This is a genomic window from Psychroserpens citreus (assembly GCF_055686305.1).
Map to the genome: position 1 here is coordinate 575,171 of NZ_CM145999.1, position 17,600 is coordinate 592,770.

At 33.4% G+C, this 17,600-nt stretch carries 17 protein-coding genes; 5 read left to right on the forward strand and 12 right to left on the reverse strand.

The features are described 5' to 3' along the window. Window positions 1–21: 21 nt before the first annotated feature. On the reverse strand, window positions 22–612 hold the full coding sequence (locus ACTU6T_RS02730) for a hypothetical protein (protein WP_460219732.1): 591 nt from the start codon (window positions 610–612) through the stop codon (window positions 22–24). Next, window positions 596–1,153 (reverse strand): RNA polymerase sigma factor, encoded by a 558-nt coding sequence (locus ACTU6T_RS02735; RefSeq protein WP_460219733.1) that lies wholly within the window; start codon window positions 1,151–1,153, stop codon window positions 596–598. Before ACTU6T_RS02735 ends, ACTU6T_RS02730 begins: the two co-directional genes overlap by 17 nt. Before the next feature lie 186 nt (window positions 1,154–1,339). On the opposite strand from ACTU6T_RS02735, the gene ACTU6T_RS02740 reads away from it, so the two are divergent. Together ACTU6T_RS02740 and meaB are read left to right on the forward strand one after the other, a co-directional pair. Further along, window positions 1,340–1,906 carry a DUF2911 domain-containing protein gene (locus tag ACTU6T_RS02740; RefSeq protein ID WP_460219734.1) on the forward strand — a complete coding sequence of 189 codons (567 nt, stop codon included), beginning with the start codon at window positions 1,340–1,342 and terminating at the stop codon, window positions 1,904–1,906. A 7-nt stretch (window positions 1,907–1,913) separates the two neighbouring features. Then, a complete protein-coding gene (gene meaB, locus ACTU6T_RS02745) occupies window positions 1,914–2,993 on the forward strand; it encodes a methylmalonyl Co-A mutase-associated GTPase MeaB (protein WP_460219735.1) in 1,080 nt (359 codons plus the stop codon). On the opposite strand, the gene ACTU6T_RS02750 is transcribed toward meaB, so the two are convergent. Next, window positions 2,983–3,921, reverse strand: a complete 939-nt coding sequence (locus ACTU6T_RS02750) for an NAD-dependent epimerase/dehydratase family protein (protein WP_460219736.1) — start codon at window positions 3,919–3,921, stop codon at window positions 2,983–2,985. The genes meaB and ACTU6T_RS02750 overlap by 11 nt on opposite strands. 99 nt (window positions 3,922–4,020) lie before the next feature. On the opposite strand from ACTU6T_RS02750, the gene ACTU6T_RS02755 reads away from it, so the two are divergent. After that, entirely contained in the window at window positions 4,021–4,737 is a 717-nt protein-coding gene (locus ACTU6T_RS02755; protein WP_460219737.1) for a glycosyltransferase, read from the forward strand. On the opposite strand, the gene ACTU6T_RS02760 is transcribed toward ACTU6T_RS02755, so the two are convergent. Genes ACTU6T_RS02760 through ACTU6T_RS02770 form a run of 3 tightly spaced genes read right to left on the reverse strand, consistent with a single transcriptional unit; the run spans window position 4,734 to window position 6,935 of the window. After that, entirely contained in the window at window positions 4,734–5,315 is a 582-nt protein-coding gene (locus tag ACTU6T_RS02760; RefSeq protein WP_460219738.1) for a phosphatase PAP2 family protein, read from the reverse strand. The genes ACTU6T_RS02755 and ACTU6T_RS02760 overlap by 4 nt on opposite strands. Next, window positions 5,315–5,542, reverse strand: a complete 228-nt coding sequence (locus ACTU6T_RS02765; protein ID WP_460219739.1) for a hypothetical protein — start codon at window positions 5,540–5,542, stop codon at window positions 5,315–5,317. Before ACTU6T_RS02765 ends, ACTU6T_RS02760 begins: the two co-directional genes overlap by 1 nt. Before the next feature lie 10 nt (window positions 5,543–5,552). Beyond that, window positions 5,553–6,935: an MATE family efflux transporter gene (locus ACTU6T_RS02770; protein ID WP_460219740.1), complete on the reverse strand. Its 1,383-nt coding sequence runs from the start codon at window positions 6,933–6,935 to the stop codon at window positions 5,553–5,555. A gap of 391 nt (window positions 6,936–7,326) precedes the next feature. On the opposite strand from ACTU6T_RS02770, the gene ACTU6T_RS02775 reads away from it, so the two are divergent. Further along, on the forward strand, window positions 7,327–8,277 hold the full coding sequence (locus ACTU6T_RS02775; protein ID WP_460219741.1) for a hypothetical protein: 951 nt from the start codon (window positions 7,327–7,329) through the stop codon (window positions 8,275–8,277). Window position 8,278: 1 nt separating this feature from the next. Here the strand turns inward: ACTU6T_RS02775 and ACTU6T_RS02780 are convergent, their stop codons facing one another. The 5 genes from ACTU6T_RS02780 to ACTU6T_RS02800 all read right to left on the reverse strand — a co-directional run bounded on the left by ACTU6T_RS02780 (window position 8,279) and on the right by ACTU6T_RS02800 (window position 14,035). Then, a complete protein-coding gene (locus tag ACTU6T_RS02780) occupies window positions 8,279–9,373 on the reverse strand; it encodes an ATP-grasp domain-containing protein (protein WP_460219742.1) in 1,095 nt (364 codons plus the stop codon). Window positions 9,374–9,420: 47 nt separating this feature from the next. Further along, on the reverse strand, window positions 9,421–10,368 hold the full coding sequence (locus ACTU6T_RS02785) for an NAD(P)H-dependent flavin oxidoreductase (RefSeq protein ID WP_460219743.1): 948 nt from the start codon (window positions 10,366–10,368) through the stop codon (window positions 9,421–9,423). Continuing rightward, a complete protein-coding gene (locus ACTU6T_RS02790) occupies window positions 10,369–11,976 on the reverse strand; it encodes a S8 family serine peptidase (protein WP_460219744.1) in 1,608 nt (535 codons plus the stop codon). A 70-nt stretch (window positions 11,977–12,046) separates the two neighbouring features. Continuing rightward, window positions 12,047–13,234 (reverse strand): tRNA 2-thiouridine(34) synthase MnmA, encoded by a 1,188-nt coding sequence (gene mnmA / locus ACTU6T_RS02795; protein WP_460219745.1) that lies wholly within the window; start codon window positions 13,232–13,234, stop codon window positions 12,047–12,049. A 78-nt stretch (window positions 13,235–13,312) separates the two neighbouring features. Continuing rightward, window positions 13,313–14,035 carry a toxin-antitoxin system YwqK family antitoxin gene (locus tag ACTU6T_RS02800; RefSeq protein WP_460219746.1) on the reverse strand — a complete coding sequence of 241 codons (723 nt, stop codon included), beginning with the start codon at window positions 14,033–14,035 and terminating at the stop codon, window positions 13,313–13,315. Between the two features lie 66 nt (window positions 14,036–14,101). Here ACTU6T_RS02800 and ACTU6T_RS02805 point away from each other — a divergent pair, with 66 nt between their 5' ends. After that, the gene (locus ACTU6T_RS02805; protein ID WP_460219747.1) at window positions 14,102–15,523 is read left to right on the forward strand and encodes a fasciclin domain-containing protein; all 1,422 of its coding nucleotides are present in this window, start codon (window positions 14,102–14,104) and stop codon (window positions 15,521–15,523) included. A gap of 124 nt (window positions 15,524–15,647) precedes the next feature. Here the strand turns inward: ACTU6T_RS02805 and yidC are convergent, their stop codons facing one another. After that, window positions 15,648–17,555 carry a membrane protein insertase YidC gene (gene yidC, locus ACTU6T_RS02810; protein ID WP_460219748.1) on the reverse strand — a complete coding sequence of 636 codons (1,908 nt, stop codon included), beginning with the start codon at window positions 17,553–17,555 and terminating at the stop codon, window positions 15,648–15,650. Between the last annotated feature and the right edge of the window lie 45 nt (window positions 17,556–17,600).

The following is a 17,600-nucleotide window of genomic DNA, read 5'->3' on the forward strand; positions in this document are numbered from 1 at the left end:
ATATAAATCAGATCATTTGGTTTATGTTGTAATTTGTTCTTCTTCCGAAGTATTTAAATCATTTAATTGTTCTTTCAAACGATACAATAAATTAAGACGTAACTTCAAATTATCTATCAAAGCACTTACGGTTAATTCGTTTGGTCCATTTTCAGTAAGTTCAACAGATAAGCGTTTATACTCTTGATTCAACTCAGCCAACCTTACTACATAACCATCAAACAACTCTTTGTTTTCTGGTGTTTGTTTTACTTTAGATAATTCTAAATTGATATTCGCTAAGTAATAATCTTCTACCTTTTTTAAATCTGGAGAAATATCACCCAAAGACTTTAGTTGTTCTTCTTGGGTTGATGTATTATTATTAACTATTTGCTTACTGTTATCATCTAGTTTGGTCTCCGAAAAGAAATGCTTTGCTCCAAATGCTAAGCCCAATAATACAACTATAGCTGCTGCAATTCGCAATACACTGTAACGTTTATTGATTGATGATTCTACTGGCAAAGCTTCATCTAACTTTTCTAAAAAGCGTGCTTCATGACCATTTGGCATTTTGCTTTGTGATGCTTTATTTTCGTTTTTAAACAATTGTCTAAGATCTTGTGCCATTTCGCATAGGTATTAAGAGTTCTTTTAATTTAGATTTACCTCTAGAGAGTTGTGTTCTTGAGGCAACTTCGGTTATATGTAATATTTCCGAAATTTCCTGATGGTCATACCCTTCAACTAAATACAACATCACAACGTAGCGGTATTTGTCGGGTAACTTTTGAATCGCATTTTTAATCTCATCTAAAGTTATTGTATCATCTACTAACCATTCGTTTTCATAACTACCATCAACTACTTTGAGGTGCACCTCATCCAATTCTTGCATATGTTGCTTTTTAGATTTTAAGCAATCGATACTTTTATTAATCACGATACGTTTTAACCAAGCTCCAAAAGTGACTTCAGCTTTATACTGATTGAGTTTTGCAAAGGCTTTAATAAAGGCTTCTTGTACGATATCTTCAGCTTCCATAGAATCCTTAACAAATCGCATTGCAACTGTAAACATACCATCACAATATTGATTGTATAGTTTTAATTGTGCAGTTCGATTATTCTGCTTGCATTGTTCAATAATGTCAACTTGAAATGTATTCAAATCTCTTTTGGTTTGGTTGAGTTCACTTTAAAGACGACACAAAAAAGTGAGTGTTGCAAAATTTTTTTATTTTTTTTTAATGTAATAAGAATTTAACACAAAATTGCGTTAAGTTTTTAGTTAACATTTCATTTTCGATTATATTTACAAACTATTATTTACAATCCTTTTCTACTCTAGTGCATTATGTTTTTAAAACGCCTTCTTATTGCTTTATCTATTATAGCTGTTGGACTTTTTGCTTATTCTTATTTTGTTGAAGATATATTTGCTAAACGATTAAGCCCTAAAGATACCGTGGAATTTAAATTAAATGACCTCGAGCTAGAAGTATTTTATAATAGACCTTCAAAAAAAGGACGAGAAATTTTTGGAGCCTTGGTGCCGTTTAATAAAGTTTGGAGAACTGGAGCCAATGAAGCAACGACTTTTGAAACTAATAAAAATCTTATGGTACAAGGAATCTATCTTCCCAAAGGCAAATACACCTTATGGACAGTCCCAAAGGATTCAACATGGAATGTCATGTTTAATACCAAACAATATGCTTGGGGAGTCGATGAAGAAATGCAACCCATGTGGGATCCAAATCATGATATTTTAGAAATTGATATCCCAGTTGAGAAAATAGATACTACTGTTGAACAGTTTACAATCGCATTTGACAACTCTACAGACAACCTACAACTAACCATGGCTTGGGATAATACAAAAATTGCAGTACCTTTAAAAGTATTAAAAGACCAAAACTAAAGGTAGCTTGTCTAAATCATCTAAATCGTCTGCACTTCACGAACAAGATGGTGTATCACAATCAGATATCACCAATGATGCCTCTATAAATCGTATTAAGCTTAAGCGAAAAACTCAACCTAAGATCAAAGATTTAGTTTCCGAAATTTTAAACGGAAATATAACGGCACTTAGCAGAGCTATCACTTTAGTTGAAAGCTCAAACCCAAAACATTTAGAGAAAGCAAATACTATTCTTAAGCAATGTCTTCCGCATGCTAATCAATCAATACGGATAGGAATCACTGGTGTTCCTGGTGTCGGAAAAAGCACATTTATTGAAGCTCTAGGAATGCATATAACTTCAATAGGAAAAAAAGTAGCTGTACTTGCCGTAGATCCAAGCAGTAGTTTAAGTAAAGGAAGTATTCTTGGGGACAAAACCCGAATGGAAGATTTGGTAAAAAACAACAACGCTTATATTAGGCCTTCTCCTTCAGGATCATCATTAGGTGGTGTAGCACGAAAAACACGCGAAACCATTATTTTATGTGAAGCTGCAGGTTTTGAAACTATTATTATCGAAACCGTAGGTGTTGGACAAAGTGAAACAGCAGTGCATAGTATGGTCGATTTTTTCTTATTACTAAAAATTGCTGGTGCTGGAGATGAACTCCAAGGCATAAAACGTGGAATTATAGAAATGGCAGACACCATTGCAATAAACAAAGCTGATGGTGATAATCTTAAAGCTGCTAAACTCGCAAAAGTTGAATTTAACAGAGCCTTACATTTATATCCCCAAAAAGCCTCTAAGTGGCAACCAAAAGTCATGCTTTGCAGTGCTTTAAAACGAGACGGTATTAAAGACTTATGGTCTCTAATTTCTGAATACATAAAACACACAAAGACAAATGCCTATTTTGATCAAAATAGAACTGAACAAAATAAATTTTGGTTACTTCAAACCATAGAAGAGCGTTTAAAATCAGATTTTTTTAATCAATCGAAGATTAAAGAAGAGCTTAAATCTCAACTACAACTCATTGAAGATGGCAAGACGACGCCTTTTGTAGCTGCAGAATATTTATTAAATCTTAAAAATTAGCCTTATACCAATCTACCTGATGCTTAACAGCTTCTAACAATGTTGTCTTGGGATTGTAATCAAGAAGTCTTTTTGCCTTATCAATTACTGCTTTAGTTCGCGACTGATCTCCTGGCCGTTTTGGAATTACATTAATAGGAATTGATGTTTCTAGTACAGCTTCAACGGCATTTATACCGTCTTGTGTTGTGTGCTCAACCTCTGTTCCTAAATTAATAATTTCACCTTCTACTTTAACTTCATTCCCAATTACACTCACTACTCCATCAACAATATCTCCCACATAGGTAAAACTTCTCCAATGCTTTTCACTACCATCAAACAGAGGAAAAGCTTTATTATGTAATGCGGCAACAATTAATTTTGCATACATTTTTTCAGGACGTTCACGAGGCCCTATAACTGAATATAAACGTAATGAACATGCCGCCATTTTTTGCTCACGGCTTTTTTGAAGCACCAATTGTTCTGCAGCCAATTTTGTAACTCCATAATAAGATGCAGGCTTAGGTATACGGTCTTCAGAAAATGTGGCTTCCAATCCATATATTGAAGACGTTCCAATATTAACGAATAGTTTTAAATCTTTACACGCTTCGGCAAAATCAATTAAGTTTTTAGTTGCTAATATATTATTACTAAAGTAATCTTCGAAAGTAGAATTTGTTGATATCCCAGGTTGAGCTGCAAAATGAAAAATATAATTTATATCATTTGGTAAAGTTTCAGACAGATTAGAATCTCGCAAATCTTTTTTAAGAATAGTAACTCCTTTTTCTTTTAAAGCTTTAGCATTTAACTCTTTAAGATCTATACTGTAATAATCACTAAAATTATCCAAGCCAATAACCTCATGACCAAGATTCTGTAATCGTTCTGCAGTATGAGAACCAATAAAACCAACTGCTCCCGTGACGAGTATTTTCATTTATACAATTTAATATCACAAATTAACAATTTTTAAATCAAACCAAATGAACCTTGCACAGATTAAAAAGAATATTTTTGTATAATTAATACTTTCATAATGGATTATATTTTCACGATTATTGTCCCAGTATACAATGAAGAAGACAACTTAAAACGCTTAGCAAATGAGCTTATTAATTACATTAAAACTGCTTTAGTCCCAACAAAAGTTCTTTTTGTGAATGATTGTTCTACAGATAATAGTCAAGTTTATATTGAAGACATCTGCAGTACACACCATCAATTTGACTATATAATTATTAGTAGTAATCAAGGTTTAAGCACAGCCTTAAAAGCAGGTTTTGATATGGTAAGCACACCTTTGGTTGGTTATATGGATGCCGACCTTCAAACTACTCCAAACGATTTCAACCTACTACTAGAACATATCCACGATTATGACATGGTTACCGGAATTCGCACCAATAGGAAGGATAGTTTTATCAAAAGCATATCCTCAAAAATTGCCAATCGTATTCGCAGGTTCTTTACAAATGATAAAATGTTAGATACTGGTTGCCCTCTCAAAGTAATAAAAACGGATGTTGCCAAATCAATCCCTATGTTTAAAGGTTTACATCGCTTTCTACCTGCAATGATATTATTACAAAAAGGCACTATAAAGCAAATTCCTGTTCGGCATTTTCCTAGAATAGCTGGCACTTCAAAGTTTGGAGTAAGAAAACGTATTATATCTCCTTTACTAGATTGTTTTGCTTATGTATGGATGAAAAAAAGGTCAATCAATTATACCATTGACAAGAAGAGTATTTAATTGTTTTTAAGTTGAAATCTCGTTTGTAAATACATATCTAATTTATAAAATAAAAATCCAGATAAGGCTCCAAACAGCATACCGCTTAGGACATCTAAAGGATAATGAACACCAATATAAATACGACTATATCCCATAGCCAATGCCCAGATAATTAGTATATAAGGCAGGTATTTGTATTTAAATTTAAGCATCAAACTTGTGAAAACAGCCACAGCCATAGAATTAGATGCGTGTCCAGAAAAATAACCATATTTGCCTCCGCAATAACTTTTTACCAATCTAAAAAGCCCATCTATATCTTCATTATGACAAGGTCGTAATCGCATCACCAAAACTTTTTTAAAGAGGTTAGTAACTTGATCAGTAAAAGTAATCATCAAGGCAATGACCAATAATGTCAATACAAACATTTTTGTATTCAGACGCTTATACATTAGATATGCCAAAACAGCATAAAACGGAATCCAATTAAACTTGGTTGTGTAAAACATCCAAAATCCGTCCCATGCTTCACTACCTAGCATGTTTAAGTAGATAAATAACTCTGTGTCTAGCTGTACTAATTCTTCTAACATTATTCGTCGTATCTAGCAACTTCTCTATCATAAAAATCGGTAGCTGCTTGGATTAGATTTTCTGCTTCAGCTTCAATTTCTCTTTGATCATGTTCATCAAATTCTTCAAACCATTCTACCTCATCATCTTCAAGATTAATAATAAAACGAGGAAACTCCGTATGAATAACAAATATAGCGTTTGGATGATCCGTATTATCTCCTAATATAAACTTTGGTAATTCCATGTTTTGAATTCTAGTTGTTAGTGTGTGACAAAATTAACTTTTTCGTCAAATAATTAAATCTTATAAACAATAATATTGCAGCTGTTGTTAATCCAGCCAATAGGCCTAACCATATACCAAAACTTCCATAAGCTTCCTCTTTTCCGAGGAAAAAGCTAATCGGAAAGCCGACAACCCAATAGGATATAAAAGTGATAATTGTTGGGATTTTAACATCTTGTAATCCTCTAAGAGCACCTAAAACAACCACTTGAATACTATCGCTTATTTGAAATATAGCTGCAGCTATCATTAATTTAGCGGCTATAGTAATCACTTCCGTATTATCTAATAGATTTTTTCCATCGTCTAAATCTACATATAATTTTGGAAGGTCATCATGGAAGACAAAGAAGATGGCACCAAAACATACTGCCAATATAATTGCTAATAAAAATATAGAGAATGCAATTCGTCTTAATTCAAAATACTGATGCAGTCCTTTTTGATTCCCCACTCTTATCATTGAAGCAACACTCAATCCCATAGCCACCATAAATGTCATAGACGATAAATTAAGAGCTATTTGATTAGCCGCTTGTGGATTTTTACCAAGCAACCCACTTAACCATATCGCAGCAGTAAAAATAGCTACTTCAAAAAACATTTGCATAGCACTTGGCAAGCCGAGATTAATAACCTTTTTAAGCATTAACTTATCCAAAACAAAAATCTTAATATTAGTAACAAAAGCTTGGGATTTGTCTTTTTTGGTAAGAAGCCACCACAAATATACCACCATGATAAAACGCGAAATTAACGTCCCATAAGCAGCTCCAACAATCCCCATTTCAGGAAAACCAAACTTCCCAAAAATTAAAACATAATTCAAAATAACATTTACAATATTAGCTAAAATGGTTGCATACATTGGATACCTAGTCATAGATAAACCATCACTAAATTGCTTAAAGGCCTGAAATACAATTAGTGGAATCAACGAAAATGCCACTAAATTCAAATAAGGAAGTGCCAATTCTACAACCTCTACGGGTTGTTTCATAAAATACAACAGTGGTTTTGCTAGAAATACACACAAAAACAAAACAATTCCTAAGACCATGCATAGAAATAAACCGTGCTTAAAAGATGATTTACCTTCCGCAAAATTATCTGCAGCATCAGCCTCTGCTACTAACGGTGTAATTGCCGTTGAAAATCCAATCCCGAGTGACATTGCAATAAACATAAAGCTATTACCCAATGATACAGCTGCGAGTTCAGCAGTACCTAACTGACCTACCATTATATTATCAATAAAACTTACAAAAGTGTGGCCTAGCATTCCTAAAATTACAGGAGCTGCTAATTTAAAATTATAGTTAAATTCTTTAGTGTATTGTGATAAAATCAAAAAGCTTGTGTTTTGTTAAGCCAAAGTTACATCATTTGAAATCTCTAAAGTCTCACTAGATTGAGATTTGCATAAAAAAAATTCAATTGTTTGATTATTAAAAAGTTATAAACTTTAATTGTTAATAAGTTGAACTTTTTTTTAACTTAATCCATGTTCTAAACTCTTATTTTTATCCCAACAAATATCTTATTGTAGTAGGTTAGGTATTTGGGGTAGAAACTTTTTTAGCTGTTATTTTAGAGGGATTTAAAAATTTTATTGTTAAAAACGTTTCATGCAAAAAGAGACTTCGGTCTCTTTTTGTCATTTATACCGCTTGTTATGAATTAACAAAACTTTAAAATTATTAAGTTTCTTGATTTGTAAATTGCTATATAAATAAAAATTTATGACACGTTTAATTACACTATTATTTTGCATTATATCGTTTTATTCCTATACTCAGTCTAATACAAATTTGGTAACTCCTTTTTTAGAATCTGTAGTATCTCAATTCCCAAATGTAAGAGATATAGCCTTATCTCCAAACCAAAATGAAGCTATAATATCGGCGCAAAGTAGAATGGGTGATGTTTCAGCATTAGTAATTACACAGCAACAAAATAATGTATGGAATGCCCCAGAAATATTATCCTTTTCTGGTCAATACTTTGATATTGAACCTTTCTTTTCGAGTGATGGATTGACCTTATACTTTGCTTCAAACAGGCCTCTAAACAACTCGTCAAACAAGTCAAAAGATTTTGATATTTGGTATGTTACCAGACCAAGTTTGAATGGCACATGGTCTGAACCTAAAAACATGGGAGCACCAATTAATTCAGATATGGATGAGTTTTATCCCATACTTACAAATTCTGGAAACTTTTATTTCACTTTAGACAACAAAACCTTAAAACGTAAAGATGACATTTATGTAAGTCAATACAAAAATGGAGTTTATCAAGCCCCAGAACCATTGGGTGATAACATCAACTCAGAAGGTTATGAATTCAATGCCTTTATTGCATCTGATGAGTCGTATATTATTTACACTTGCTATGGTAGAAAAGATGGATTTGGAAGTGGCGATTTATATATCAGTTTTAAAGATGAAAATGGACAATGGAGTCGTGCAAAAAATATGGGGCCAGAAGTTAATTCTGATAAGATGGACTATTGTCCGTTGGTAGACACAAAAACAAATACGCTCTATTTTACTAGCAAGCGTAATGGCACAACAACTAAATTCGATCAACCCTTAAATATAAAAGAACTAAAAAAGGTTTTCAAGACTTATGAAAATGGTGCTAGCCGACTTTACAACACTAAAATTTCAGAAATATTAAATAACAGATAAACTAAAATTTTCGACCTAACCATTCTCTAAACTTATATACCGTAGGCATAGGATCTTTCAAAAAGAGTCTAGTTTCTGTGTTATTCATCAAATAGTACCGTTTACATATAAAAAGTGGATTTCTTCTAATCGTTTTTAAAACACCTTTTAGCCTCATATAGTTAATTTTCTTAAACCCCTTATACAACAGTGGTTGCTCTAATGCAACCCTACATATCAAATCAGGAAAATTAACACCTGCAACATTAGAAGCCTCAACACTTCCCCAAAAACGAGCATTAACTTCAATAAGTTTATAGTTCTTAGCCTTTTGATCATAGCGCAAATCTAAGTGAGCCACACCAGACCAATTAAGTTTGGTCATGACCTTCTTAGTTACTTGTAATACTTCTTCATTATCAACAAAATCAAAAGCTAATTGAGGTGCATACGCCGTATCACCTTCCAAATTTCCTTTCTGAATTGTATATGCTAAAATTACACCATTAAGACACAACACACTACAATCAATATCATAACCTTCAATGTATTCTTGAATAAGCAAAGGTTCTTCTTTTAACTTCGGAAACTGATCATAACTGTCAACTTTTTCTATACCATCACCTCCTTTTAAACTCAAAGGTTTTATTAGAATAGGATATTCAAAACTTGATAGTATTTCCAATTTATTGCTTTCAGAAGCGAACATTACTGATTTTGGATGTGGAATGGCATTACTTCTTGCAAAATCACTTAATAATTTCTTATCAATAGCTATCTCAAAATCATTGATGCTTGGCAATGGAATGATTTTAGATATCGCAGAAATCTGCTCTTTATACCTTATAAAAAAAGACATCTCGTGTTCTGCAATAGGTATAACAACAGAAATCTCTTGTTTTTGGATTTCAGAATTTACAATATCTAACCATTGCTCATCATTATGGCGTTCATAAAACTTGTAATAAGATTTGAATTTTGAAAATTTTGTAGCAGTTCTCTTCTTATTAGACAACACAAAGATGTTATATCTCTCACTTTGAGATAAACAATGTAAAACAGATAGAGCCCAGGTACTATCGCCATCAGGAATTAATACATTAATTCTAGTGTTCATTAATTAAAAAGAGTAATAACCATTAAGAGCTGATAAATATACAGTTTTTAGAATGAGATATCCTGAACTTTTAACTTAGCGTTTCTGAACTCGGTCATCATATCCTCAACAATCTGAGCAGCAGGTTTAATATCGTGAATTAATCCAGCAATTTGTCCTATTTCAAGTTCACCATCATCCAAATCACCTTCAAACATACCTCGTTTAGCTCTTGCTCGACCTAACAATGCTTTGAGCTCTTCGACGGTTGGGCCCGTTTTATATAATTCTTGTACTTCGTTAAAAAACTTATTTTTAATAAGTCGTACTGGAGCCAACTCCTTCAATGTTAATTGAGTATCCCCTTCTTTAGCGTCAACGACTACAGTTTTAAAATCTTCATGAGCAGAGGATTCTTCACTTGCCACAAATCTACTTCCAACTTGCACAGCATCTGCACCCAATATCATAGCAGCCAACATAGCTTGACCAGTTGCAATTCCTCCAGCCGCAATTAATGGGATTTGCAACTGCTCTTTTACCATTGGAATTAAAGTTAAGGTGGTGGTTTCATCTCTACCATTATGTCCTCCAGCTTCAAACCCTTCAGCTACAATCGCATCAACTCCAGCTGCTTCAGCCTTTAATGCAAACTTCACACTACTAACGACATGAACTACCCTAATGCCTTTTTCTTGAAGCCAAGATGTCCATGTTTTAGGATTTCCAGCGGAAGTAAATACGATATTCACACCTTCTTCAACAATAATACCCATAATCTCCTCAATATTAGGATATAACATTGGAACATTAACTCCAAAAGGTTTATTGGTAGCTTTTTTACATTTCCGAATATGCTCACGTAACACATCAGGATACATTGAACCAGCACCTATTAAACCTAATGCACCAGCATTACTTGCAGCTGATGCTAATTTCCAGCCACTATTCCATATCATTCCAGCTTGTATTATTGGATATTTGATATTAAAAAGCTGAGTAATTTTATTTGCCATTTATGTTTTTATAAGTTTGAATGTTTTTGACGCGTTATCAGATTGAAATATCATCATATAAACCCCTGAAGCCATAGATGACACATCTAATCGATTTGAAGATGTTGTGATGGTTTGTTCGAAAACACGTTTACCTAACAAATCAAAAATTTCTAGAGTAGTACTGTCGTTTGCTGTAGGAATTTGAATGTTTAAAATATTGGTTGCAGGATTTGGAAATATCTTGAATTCAAAAAAATCGTCTTCCTGAAGAGACAAGCCTATGTCTAAAGCCAATTGTAAATCGGGAATTCCATATCCTAAGAAATAATCTGGTGTATCAAATTGAGAGGCCGACATCCTAACATACTGTTTTATCTCATCATTTGTGGCATCAGGTAAAGCCTGCCATAGTGAAGCAATTCCACCAGCCATAATAGGAGAACTAAAAGAGGTTCCATTATTATTAACGATAGTATTTGCATCATCTATTACAAATGCCGCTAGTCCTCTTGCAGAAACATCCGGTTTTTGGGTGGATTGAAATGCGCTTCCTTGAGAACTAAAAGGCGCATAATTACCATCTGCATCAACTGCTGCAATACTCAAGACTCCTGTAGCATCAGCAGGTGCACCTACACCTGTATCTGCGGAATTACCAGCAGAAGTGACAACCAAAATTCCTTTCTCATTCGCTATATTAGCTCCTCTTGTAATAAACGTGGTACTTCCATTTAAATCTTCATTGACATGAGAATAATTTGGATTTTGATAGGTTCTATACCCTAATGATGTATTGATGATATCGACTCCTAAACTATCAGATCGTTCAGCAGCTTCAACCCAATAAGCTTCTTCAACAGGTGTTTCACTTGATACGTCTTCGGTTCTAAATAAATAATAGGAAGCGTCTGGAGCTGAACCAACAAATTGATCCTGCACAAAACCCGCCATTGTACTTAATACTTTGGTACCATGATCATTCCCTGCGAAAGCATAAACATCATTATTTCTATTTACAAAATCATAACCATTTAACAAATCTCCATTATCTCGTAAGCGCTGAAAAGCAGCCATAGTGTCAACATTTGGAAACCCAGAATCTAATACAGCTACAATAATACCTTCTCCTGTATAATCTTCAATATGCAAAGCATCTGCGTTGATTTGCTCAATTTGATCTAAAGTTGTCCCATAATTAAAAACAACAGTCTCATTTTCGACAGAAAACTTATCAAATGATTGATCTACTCTTGAGTTAGAGTTTAAATTTTTATTTGCGAACTCAACAGATTCAACAAAGTCAAAATTAGAAATAAGAGCATTAATATCAGCTTCACTACCACGAACATAAACAGCATTAAACCATTTCGATTTAGCAAAAACTGTCACTCCAGTTTCTGGTGCTTTAAGTAAGGTAATATAAGTTTCATTAACAGGAACATCGCGCTCATCTATTGCAATGTTATGAGCATTTTTTCTATCAATTGCTTGCTGTGTTAAAATTGAAATTGGATTATCAATTGATGCTTGCACATTATCTTTCGCATTGAAATATACCCAGGCATCTTCTTGCGCCATGACAAAATACTGTGAAAGTATTAGAGAAAAGAGTAGGATTTTTTTCATAGCAATAGATATTACATTTAAAAACTTTGTCGTTTTTAAACTATTATCATTAAGATTTCTTCATTGCAATTTAAGAAATTACTCCCGAACCTACTAATTCATCATCTAAGTACCAAGCTACAAATTGCCCTTCAGTAATAGCAGATTGCTTGATTTCAAATTCTACAAAAAGTCCATCGATCACTTTATACAATGTAGCATTTTCAAGTTGTTGGCGATAACGTATTCTTGCTTTTACGTTCATCGCTTGGCCAACAGATAATTGTAAATCTTCACGAATCCAATGTAATTCATCGTTGCTTACAAATAATGCTTTCTTATATAGTCCAGGATGCTGTTTTCCTTGTCCTGTATAAATAATATTTTCATCCACATCAGTATCAATGACAAAAAGAGGTTCGATTGTACCTCCAACACCTAAACCTTTACGCTGACCTTTAGTAAAATAATGAGCTCCTTGATGCTTGCCTACAATTGTTCCATCTGAAATAGTATAATCAATTTTTTGAGTCAAATACACTAATTCCTGTTCTTTTGAATTAAATATTGGCGCTTCAGCTGTATATGCTTCTTTTTCCTTAGGAATCTCAACAATTACACCTTCTTTTGGTTTTAACTTTTGTTGAAGAAATTCAGGCAACCGTACTTTTCCTATGAAACATAGACCTTGAGAATCTTTTTTATCGGCAGTGACCAAATCTAACTTAGTCGCAATATTTCTTACTTGAGGCTTCGTTAATTCACCAATAGGAAATAGTGCCTTAGACAATTGCTCCTGTGATAGTTGACATAAAAAATAAGATTGATCTTTATTAGTATCTACACCTGCTAATAATTGAAATATGGTCTTACCATCTTTCTCTATAGTTCCTTTTCTGCAATAATGACCTGTAGCAACGTAATCAGCACCAAGATCAAGAGCTATTTTCATAAAAACGTCAAACTTAATTTCTCTATTACATAACACATCCGGATTAGGTGTTCTCCCTTTTTGATACTCATCAAACATATAATCAACAATACGTGATTTGTATTGCTCACTTAAATCTACAGTTTGAAATGGAATCCCTAGCTTATCTGCAACAAGCATAGCATCATTACTATCATCTAACCATGGGCATTCATCAGAAATGGTCACAGAATCATCATGCCAGTTTTTCATAAACAAACCAATGACCTCATAGCCTTGCTCTTTTAACAAATATGCAGCAACACTAGAATCTACACCTCCCGAAAGTCCGACTATAACTCTTTTCATTTTGCAAAATTAAGAAATAAAAATAGCAACAGAAGTCCTGTTGCCATTATAATTAACTATGCTACCCATTTGTTTTGACTATTGCTTTTTAGGGTTTTTACTGCGTTTAGTATGATCCTTAGATTTTACAAGTTTTCCATCTTCATAGTACTTCCATATCCCATGCTTTAAACCACTTCTATAAGACCCTTCGGCTTTTAGCTGACCATTAGCATCATAATACTTAGACACACCATTTAACTCATCATTTTTATATTGAAACACTTTTAAGGTAATTCCATTTTTTGCATACCATGTGGATATACCATTTAATTGACCATTACTATAATTTGATTTTTCTGCCAACTTACCATCAGGATAAAACACAAGTTTTTCTCCTTCCAATTTTCCATTATCATTGTAATATTCAGTAGACATTACTGCATCACTTTTATTATGATAATACGTCCATTTACCTATATATAAGCGGCCATCCATTTGACCTTCACTAATGAGCTTACCTTTAGAAGACAGAAACTTAACTGATGCTTTACTATCAAGGTCATTAAATTCTTTAATCGCGCTTAACACACTCTTTCCCTTATTTAAAGTGTAAAACTTAAATATCCCTATTTCCTTACCATGATCAAACTGACCTTGGTAACGCAGTTCTTTCGTTTTATCAAAGTACTTACGCCAAGCACCATGGCGCTTCCCATTTTTATCAAACTGATTAACAGCATTTTGAGCAAACGAAGTTAAAGAAACAACTGTTAAAATAAATATAAAAAAATACGGCTTCATGATGTTTTGTTTAATCATTTTGTAGTTTTGTTAAACAAAATGATTTTATTATCAATAATGTTGAACAATAAAAAACTCAAAAAAATGAAAATTATTTCAAAAACATTAAAATTATTGCCGTTATTTTTATTTGTACTTGCATTACAATCCTGTAGTGACGATGATGATGGTGGACCAATCATTCAAAATCCATTAAATATTGTAGAAATCGCAAGCGCTAATCCAAACTTAAGCAGCTTAGTTACAGTACTTCAAGCAGCCGATGGTGATTTAGTTACTGTATTAAGTGGCAATGGTCCTTTTACAGTACTCGCACCTACTAATGACGCATTCCAAGCACTGTTAGATAGTAATCCTGCTTGGAACAATTTAAGTGACATCGATACAGCAATTTTGTCACAAGTATTATTAAATCATGTGATATCTGTCGATCTGACGTCATCGGATTTAACTGGATTGGGTTCTGGATATACAAGAACAAATGCTACTGGAGCAGGTGGAGAAAATTTAAGTATTTACTTTGACACTTCAAATGGAGTACGATTTAACAACATATCATCAGTAGTTTCAGGAGGAGCCGATATAGATGCTTCTAATGGAACCGTACATATTGTGGATGCAGTAATAGGTTTACCAAACATTGTAGATCATGCCGTTGCTAATCCAGTATTATCTAATTTAGTTGGCGCTTTAACTGCTGGTGGTAATATGACCTTTACAGATTTATTATCTACACCTGGTGACTTTACCGTTTTTGCTCCAAATAACAATGCATTTGATAATTTTACAAACCCAGATGGAAATGAGATTGCAAATGTGTTATCCAATCATGTGATTGTTGGCGCAACTGCGATTTCAACTGGATTATTATCTGGTTATGTGAATACTGCAGCAGTAAACGCTGATAATGATGCTTTAAGTATGTATATCGATACAGATGGAGGTGTTACTTTAAACGGTTCCTCTTCAGTAACTGCTGCAGATATTGTAGCAACAAATGGTGTGATTCATGTTGTAAATGAAGTAATTGATTTACCAACTATCGTAACTCACGCAACAGCTAACCCAGGATTGTCAAGTTTAGTTATGTCATTAGTAGAAGCAGATGGTTCTGCGGCTAATCCTATGCTTATTCCAACCTTATCAGGTGATGGACCATTTACAGTCTTTGCGCCTTTAGATTCGGCCTTTACTGCATTATTAGATAGTAATTCAGATTGGAATTCTCCTGCAGATATTGATGATGCATTATTAAATAGTGTATTAACACATCATGTTATTGCTAGTGCGAATGTAAGAGCAGAAGACTTAACTGATGGTATCATGCCAGCAACATTTGAAGGTGACATGATTACAATCAATTTACCTGGAAATGATGGAAATGCTGCTAAAATTACTGATGGTGCTGGAAATACAGATATTGATATTGTATTAACAAACGTACAAGCTATTAATGGTGTTGTACATGCCATTGAAACCGTATTAATCCCAGATACTACAAACTAGTAAATACAAGATATAAATTCATTTGAAATTGATTAATTACATTAATTGAAGTGTGACTATTCAAAAAGCGCCATTAGATGTTATCTAAAGGCGCTTTTATTTTTAATACGATGATGCAAACTAATTATTTCTTACGTCTTTGCTGTGCTTGTTTTTGCTGTTCAGCCTGCTCCATCATCTCTGCCATTTTCTTTTGAAACTTGTTTTGCTTTTTAGGCTTCTTCTTGTTCTCTTGAATCTGAGCATGAATCTTATCTTCGTCTAAGATATAATTCTTGATCACTAACATAATACCAATACTAATTAAGTTAGATATGAAGTAATATAAACTCAATCCAGAAGCGTATTGGTTAAAGAATACCAACATTAATAATGGAGAGAAGTAAATCATATACTTCATCATTTTACTCATATCTGGCATTCCTTCTTGGGTTGGCTGAGATGCCATTTGTTGCCCAGTAGTCATTTTCATATAAAAGAAAATGGCTATTGCAGCTAAAATCGGAAACAAACTCACGTGATCCCCATAGAATGGAATGTTGAACGGTAACTCAGCAATCACATCATAGGAAGATAAATCATCTGCCCATAAGAAGCTTTTCTGACGTAAATCAAATGCTGTTGGAAAAAACATGAATAAGGCATAAAAGACAGGCAATTGAATTAAACCAGGTAAACAACCAGCTAAAGGACTAGCACCTGCTTTATTTTGCAACGCCATCGTCTCTTGTTGAGCTTTCATTTTATTGTCTTTATATTTCTCTCTAATTGCATCTAATTCAGGTTTTAAAACCCTCATTTTAGCCTGAGACAAGAATTGCTTGTATTGAACAAACGACATCATTAATTTGATTAAAACCGTCATAACAATTATGGCAATACCATACGGTAAGAAACCACTCAAGAAAGCAAATAATGGGATAAATAATGCCTTGTTAATCCATCCAAAAATCCCCCAACCAAATGGAATACTCTCTTCTAAATCATAATCGTACTGCTTTAAAACCTTGCTATCTGTAGGTCCAAAATATAAATGAAAATTATTATTAGCTTCACCATTTGTAAATGTTAACGGTAGCTTAGAAGCAAACTCTTTTGTAAATACTGTATCAATTTCTTCATCCTGTACTAAGTCTGTAGTTGCAATAGTTACCTTTTTAAAAGGCTGATCTGCTATAAGAATTGTACTAAAGAAATGTTGTCTATAAGATAACCAACGTGCATTTTCGATGATTTCTTCATCATCACTCATTTGAGCTAATTTGTCAATTTTTTCACCATCGTGCATATACGTTAAGCGTGTATAACGATTTTCGTAAGTAATACTTTGGTCATGGCGAAATGCTTTTAACCTCCAATCCAAATCAATTTCCTGAGAGCTATTTACAATAGTATTTAAGCCCTGAGAACGAATTGAAAAATCAATCATATAATCGTCAGGTTTTAACTCATAGCGGTATTCTAAAAATTTAGATTCAGACACTTTTAGTTTCATTGATACAACAGTGTTCTCACCATTTTTAGTCACAGAAGGCTGAAAATATAAATCCTTGGTGTTTAAGATGCGGTTGTCTGCCGTTGGAAATGTAATATTAAATTGCTCATTTCCATTTTGAATTAACGCAATTGGAATAGAATCATAATCTACAAATTGCTTTAGTATCACTTCGGAAATAAACCCTCCTTTATTACTAAACTTTAAATCTAAGACTTCCGTTTGAACTGAGGTATTCTCATCTTTTGCAGAAGGCAATGTTGAGGCATAAGCAAAAGCTCCTAATTTACTTTTTAAAGCTTCTACTTTAAGTGAATCATTTGGATTGTCTAACGAATAATCTTCTGCTGTAGTAATTTTAGCATCTTCGGTCTTTGCTTCAGCTTCAGCTTTTTTCTCGGCTTCAATCTGCTCTTGCTTTTCTTGTTCAGCAAGTTCTTCAGGTGTGGGTTGATTTTGCCACATCATAAAGAGTAATATTCCAAAAATAAGCACAAAGCCTATTATCGAATTTAAATCGAGTTTCTTTTCTTCCATTTGTATAATTTAGTTTCTCCGATTAGTTAGGAGAGAATAGACTTT